The sequence below is a fragment of the Streptomyces sp. NPDC047002 genome, assembly GCF_040704505.1.
In the GTDB taxonomy this organism is placed as follows: domain Bacteria; phylum Actinomycetota; class Actinomycetes; order Streptomycetales; family Streptomycetaceae; genus Streptomyces.
Map to the genome: position 1 here is coordinate 24193 of NZ_JBEYWC010000051.1, position 6611 is coordinate 30803.

Annotated in this window: 4 protein-coding genes; all 4 read left to right on the plus strand. The window is 73.6% G+C overall.

Annotated features, from left to right (window positions below; all coding sequences use genetic code 11):
* The first annotated feature begins 144 nt into the window (after positions 1 to 144).
* The 4 genes from AB0910_RS30300 (at position 145) to AB0910_RS30315 (ending at position 6524) form a co-directional block, all read left to right on the plus strand.
* Complete coding sequence (locus AB0910_RS30300) at positions 145 to 909, plus strand: TIGR03089 family protein (protein ID WP_366747866.1); 765 nt, start codon at positions 145 to 147, stop codon at positions 907 to 909.
* A 305-nt stretch (positions 910 to 1214) separates the two neighbouring features.
* Complete coding sequence (locus AB0910_RS30305; protein ID WP_366747867.1) at positions 1215 to 2738, plus strand: LCP family protein; 1524 nt, start codon at positions 1215 to 1217, stop codon at positions 2736 to 2738.
* 230 nt (positions 2739 to 2968) lie between these two features.
* A complete protein-coding gene (locus AB0910_RS30310) occupies positions 2969 to 4771 on the plus strand; it encodes an LCP family protein (protein ID WP_366747868.1) in 1803 nt (600 codons plus the stop codon).
* A gap of 46 nt (positions 4772 to 4817) precedes the next feature.
* Complete coding sequence (locus AB0910_RS30315; protein WP_366747869.1) at positions 4818 to 6524, plus strand: LCP family protein; 1707 nt, start codon at positions 4818 to 4820, stop codon at positions 6522 to 6524.
* Positions 6525 to 6611 lie beyond the last annotated feature (87 nt).

The window sequence follows — 6611 nt, forward strand, 5'->3', positions numbered from 1 at the left end:
CTCCGGCCATGGGGTCGGCCATGGCCGTGTCTGCCATGTGTTGCCGTCGTCTTGGGGCGCTCCATTCGTACACCGGTCCCCGTCGCCGCGATCACCGGATCACCTCATCAGGCGTTTCGGGGGCCGCGAAGTACGCTGTCCGGCGTGAACGCAAGCGAACACACTCCGGCCGACCTGCTGCGCTCCGCGCTCGCTGCGGACCCGGCGAGGCCCCTGGTCACCTTCTACGACGACGCCACCGGGGAGCGGGTCGAGCTGTCCGTCGCGACCTTCGCCAACTGGGTCGCCAAGACCGCCAACCTCCTCCAGGACGACCTGTCGGCGGGCCCGGGCGACCGGCTCGCGCTGCTGCTGCCCGCGCACTGGCAGACCGCGGTGTGGCTGCTCGCCTGCGCGTCCGTGGGCGTGACCGCCGAGCTCGGCGGCGACCCCGCGGACGCGGACGTCGTGGTCAGCGGCCCCGACACCCTGGAGGCCGCGCGCGCCTGCGGCGGCGAGCGGGTGGCGCTCGCGCTGCGCCCGCTCGGCGGCCGGTTCCCCGAGCCGCCCGCGGGCTTCGCCGACTACGCCGTCGAAGTCCCTTCACACGGCGACCGGTTCGTCCCGTACGCACCGGTGGACCCGGCGGGCATCGCGCTGCGCCTGGCCGACGGGTCAGGCGGTACGGAACTGACGGCGGGCGCGCTCGTCGGGCGCGCGGTCGCCGACGCGGAGCGGCGCGGGCTCGGCCCGGGGTCGCGGCTGCTTTCGGGGCTGCCGTACGACACCTGGGAGGGCCTGTCCTGCGGCCTGTACGCGCCGCTCGCCGCCGGCGGTTCCGTGGTGCTCTGCCGGAACCTGGACAAGCTGCCCGCGGAGGACCTCGCGCAGCGCACGGCGAGCGAGCGGGTCACCCACAGCGCCGAGTGAGCCACCGCCCGCGCGGCACGGCGGAGCGGCGGCGCGACATGAGGCGCGCGTGCGGGGGCAGGCGGGCACCACGGCCCTTGACGACCGACGGCCGCACGGGGGGCGATCGGCATGGAGAGCGGCGCGGACACCGGCGGGGACGCCGACGCGTACGCGGACACAACCAACCGCGGCTTCCGGCCGTCTACCCGTGGGGAGAGGCCGCCGGAGCGCCCCGCCCTCGGGGCGGACGGCGCGACGCCGCGGGCACGACCGAGGACCGGGGGCGCCTCACGCCACCGAAGCACCGAAGGACGGACGCAGACGTGACCGAGAGGGCCTCAGACGCCGTGGACGGCGTAGCGGGCGAGGAGGGGACCGGCGCGCACGGGGCCGTGTCACGCGGCGCGGGCGACGGCCGGGGCGAGGGCTCTGACATCGATGCCATACCCGCGGCCGGTGGCGGGTACGCCACCGGCCTGAACGGTGCAGCCGGCCCCGAGGACTCCACCGCCGCGCCCGACGACTCCGCCGCCGCACCCGGGGACGGCACCGCAGCGACGGCGGCGGACGGCCCGGCTGCCGCCGGGCGGTCGGGACGTGGCGGGAACCACACCGGCGGGCCCGGGGGCGCCCCGCGGCCGCGCAGACGGCGGCCGTGGCTGCGGTGGGTCGCGGTGGGCGTCGGTGTGGCCGTGCTCGCGACCGCGGGCACCGGCTGGTGGTTCTACGAGAAGCTCGACGGCAACATCACCACCGACACCGAGGCCGCGTCGCAGCTCCAGACGTACGCCAAGGAACGGCCCGCGCCGGTCGCGCTCGACGCCCTGAACATCCTGCTCATCGGCTCCGACAGCCGCTCGGGCAAGGGCAACGGCGCGTACGGGCACGACGAGGGCGGGACGGCGCGCTCGGACACCACGATCCTGCTGCACCTCGCCGCCGACCGGCAGAGCGCCACGGCGGTGTCGATACCGCGGGACCTGATGGTGCACATACCGAGCTGCGGCAAGCCCGGCGGCACCACCACGCGGGCGCAGTTCGCCCAGTTCAACTGGGCCTTCGAGTTCGGCGGCACGGCCTGCACGACCCGCACCGTGGAGCAGCTGACCGGGGTGCGGATCGACCACGAGATGGTCATCGACTTCAGCGGCTTCAAGGACATGGTGGACGCGGTGGGCGGGGTGCAGGTGTGCCTCGCCGAGCCGGTCCACGACACCGACGCCCACCTCGACCTGCCCGCGGGCAGGCAGACCGTGAAGGGCGAGCAGGCCCTCGGCTTCGTCCGGGCGCGGCACGGCATCGGCGACGGCAGCGACACCCAGCGCATCCAGCGCCAGCAGGGGTTCCTCGGCGCACTGTTCACGAAGCTGCAGAGCGACGGGGTGCTGCTCAACCCGGCCCGGCTCTATCCGGTGCTCGACGCGGCCACCAAGGCCATCACCACGGACCCGGGTCTGAGCAGTTTGCGAGATCTCTACAACCTGGCCCACTCCATGCGGAACGTGCCCACCGACAAGGTGCAGTTCCTCACAGTGCCGCAGCGCCCGTACACACCCGACCCGAACAGGGACGAGCTGGTGCAGCCGGCCGCCGGCACCCTGTTCAAGCAGCTGCGGGACGACGCCGCCGTCACGGTGCGGACCTCCGGTTCGCCCACGGGCCCCGGCACGGGAAGCCCGTCGGCCGGGCCGACGGGATCCACCGGTAAAGACTCCGGCAATTCGGCGGGCGCTCCCGCGCACGGGTCCGCCCCCGCCGTCCCTGACGCGGGGGCGGGCGGATCGCCCTCGGCGTCACCGGCCCCGACGTTCACAGGAACCAATGCCAGTGTCGGCCTGTGTGCGTGAACCCTGTGTGCGAACCGTGACGGCGGGGAGCACAGGGGCGCATGACGATTGGGTGGATTGCCCGCTTGTAAGAACGCAGGGGTCCGGCACCGCCGTCGCTCGACGGCGAACGGGGCGGATAGTGTGTCGCGATCCGGCGCTTTCGGCCGCCGCCGCGCGCCGCCGGATCGAAGACCTGGCGCCCGAGGGGGAGGCGCTTCACGTGGCACCGACGGAGGATTCAGGCAACCGTGGATGCACAGAACAGTGGGCAGGGCGAAATCGACCCCGCCGACCAGTGGGTCCTCAACCCGGAGACAGGCAACTACGAGCTGCGACTGGACAACCCCGCACCGCAGCCGCCCTCCCGCCGCACCGCTGAAGCACCCTCCGGCCGCGGCGCGTCCCGCCCCTCGCAGCAGCCCGCGGACGCCGGGCGCGCGGCGCGCAGGCAGGGCGGGCGCACCGCCGCGGCCGAGGCCCCCGTGGGCCGGGCGGGCCGCAGGGGCGCACAGGCCGGCGGGCCGCCCGCGGGCCCCGAGGTGCCGGGCCAGCGCAGCCGCCGCAGGGGGGCGCAGCCGGGCCCGCCGCCGAGCCGCCGCAGGGGCAAGGGCACGAAGAAGTCGGGGAAGAAGAGGGCACTGCTGTGGACCAGCGGTGTGCTGGGCTTCCTGGTCCTCGCCACCAGCGGCGGCGCGTACGCCTACTACCAGCATCTGAACGGCAACATCTCCACCGTCGACGTCGGCGGGGCGGGCAGCCAGAGCAGCTTCGACTCGGGCAAGCCCGTCAACATCCTCCTGATGGGCACCGACAAGCGGACCGGCGCGGGCAACGAGGGCTACGGCGACTCGGGCAGCGTCGGGCACGCCGACACCAACATCCTGCTGCACGTCTCCGCCGACCGGACCAACGCGACGGCCCTGTCGATCCCGCGCGACCTGATCACCGACATCCCGGACTGCGAGACCAAGGAGTCGGACGGGCAGACGAAGGTCATCCCCGGCACGCCCGACACCCGCTTCAACACCAGCCTCGGCCAGGACGGCCGTGACCCCGGCTGCGCCATGCGCACCGTGGAGGAGCTGACGGGCGTCAAGGTCGACCACTTCATGATGGCCGACTTCAACGCCGTGAAGACGCTGTCCACCGCGGTCGGCGGGGTGCCGATCTGCGTGGCGCACGCGGTGGACGACCCCAAGTCGCACCTGCACCTGTCGGCGGGCGAGCACACCGTCGAGGGCGAGCAGGCCCTCGCGTTCGTACGGACCAGGCACAGCTTCGGCACCGGCAGCGACCTCAGCCGCATCCAGGTGCAGCAGCAGTTCCTCAGCGCGCTGCTGCGCAAGCTGAAGTCGAAGGACACGCTGAGCAGCCCGACGAAGCTGGCGAGCCTCGCGGAGGCCGGCACGAAGGCGCTGACGGTGGACACCGGCATCGGGTCGATCAAGAAGCTGAGCAGCCTCGGCGAGGAGATCGCCAAGGTCGACCCGAAGAACATCACCTTCGCGACCCTGCCCGTGGTCGACAACCCCGACGAGATAGTGCACGCGACGGTCGTGGTGAACGACGCGCTGGCCGATCCCCTCTTCAGCGACCTCCAGAACGACACCTCGCTCACCGAGGTCAAGAAGAAGAAGTCGGCCTCCGACGACAAGGTGCTCGAAGGCCCGAAGGCGGCGGCCGACGACGTGCGCGTGGACGTCTACAACGGCGGGGCGCCCGACGGGGCCGCGCAGGCGACGCTCTCCTGGTTCCAGAACGACAAGCAGGCGCCGAAGACGACGAACAAGGGCGACGCGGGCGCCGAGGCGGCCAAGACCACGCTGGAGTACGCGCCGAACCAGGCCGACCAGGCGCGCACCGTCGCCGCCTGGATGGGTCTCTCGGCTTCCGCCCTGAAGAAGGGCACCGAGGACGCGGTCGGGCTCCAGGCGATGAAGCTGACGCTCGGCAAGGACTTCAAGGGCGCGGGCGTGCCCCTCTCCGGTCCCGCACAGGTGTCGTCCAGCGTGCAGAAGGTGGAAGCCGACAAGCAGGTCTGCGCCAAGTGACGCCCGCACGGCGGCACGCGGGCGAGTCCTGAACCGAGGGGGACGGATGGGGCAGGGCGGTACGACGCGACGCGCGGGACCCGGGGCGGCGCGGGCGCGGGAACTCGGCTGGGACGACAGCCTCTACGAGCGGGCCGGCGGCGGCGCCGCGCCGCGCACGGCGGGCGTGCCCGGGCAGCAGGACGGCGGCGGCCCTCCGTCCGGCGCGCCGGGCGGCGGGCGCGGCGGCGGCCCGGGGAAGCGCACAGGACGCCGGAGATTCCGCGCGCTGCGCTGGGTCTCCGGGGTGCTGTCCCTGCTGATCCTGGGCACGGCGGGGGCGGGCTACCTCTACTACCGGCACCTCGACGGCAACCTCCGCAGCGACTCGCGCGCCGGCTCGGACTCCGGGGTGGCCAGGCCCCAGGCCAACGCGGCCGGGCAGACCCCGCTGAACATCCTGCTCATCGGCTCCGACAGCCGGGCGAGCGACGCCAATGTGAAACTCGGCGGCGGGAAGAACCTGCGCACCGACCCGCCGCTCGCCGACGTGCAGATGCTGCTGCACGTCTCGGCCGACCGCAAGAACGCCTCGATGGTCTCGGTCCCCCGCGACACCCGTGTCGACGTACCGGCGTGCAAGGACGCGAAGACGGGCCGTGCCTACCCGCCGACCAACGCCGTCATCAACACAACCCTGGCCCGCGGCGGCCCCGGCTGCACCCTCTCCACCTGGGAGAAGCTGACCGGCGTCTACATCGACCACTGGATGACCATCGACTTCGCGGGCGTCGTGCAGATGGCGGACGCGGTGGGCGGCGTGCCGGTGTGCGTACGGGAGAACGTGTGGGACCGCCCGACGCCTGCTGCGCCCGGCGGCTCGGGGCTGAAGCTGAAGGCGGGCACCACCGACGTCAAGGGCGAGCAGGCCCTCCAGTGGCTGCGCACCCGGCACGCCTTCGAGAGCGACCTGGGCCGCAGCAAGGCGCAGCACCTGTATCTCAGCTCGATGTTCAGGACGCTGAAGTCGCAGAACTACTTCACCAGCCCGTCGAAGCTGACGGCCCTCGCCGATGCGGGCACCAAGGCGCTTGAGGTGTCGCAGGAGATCGGCTCCGTGAAGAAGCTGTTCGACCTGGGCATGCAGCTGAAGAACGTGCCGGTGGACCGCATGACGATGGTGACCATGCCGACGGTGCCCGACCCGCAGTCGCCGGCCAACCACCTCGTGGCGAACACGGCGGACGCGCGGCAGCTGTGGTCGCTGCTGCGGGACGACGTGCCGTTCGACACGCACGGCAAGGCCGTCTCCCCCTCGGCCGGTGCCTCGTCCCCGGCGTCGGACGCGCCCGCGCCGGCCGACGCGCCGGGCCGGACGGCCGTGAGCGTGCGCAACGGCACGGGCGGCGGCCAGGCGCCGGTCTCCGGGCGGGCGGGCGAGGTCGCCGGGCTGCTCGCGGACCAGGGGTACGCGCGGGCTGCGGCCGACCGCGAGCAGATGCCGATGGACACCACGTCGGTGCTGTACCCGAGCGCCGGTCTCGAAGGCGACGCGCGGGGCGTGGCGAAGGCGCTCGGCCTGCCGTCGGACGCGGTGCGGCGCTCGGCTGACGTGTCGGGTGTGGTGCTCGTGGTGGGCGCCGACTGGCGGCAGGGCGACACCTATCCGCAGCACGCGAAGCCCGCCGCGGGTTCCGTGCCGGTCAGCGCGGACGCGGTGCACGGCGACGACCGGAGCGCGTGCATGGAGGTCTACCAGCCGTACCGGTGGTGAGGCGGCGGCGCTGCCTCACCACCACGCCCCGGGCGCCCCCGACCGCCGGCGGGGGGGGGGGGGCCGCGGGGCGGCGGCGGGGGGCGT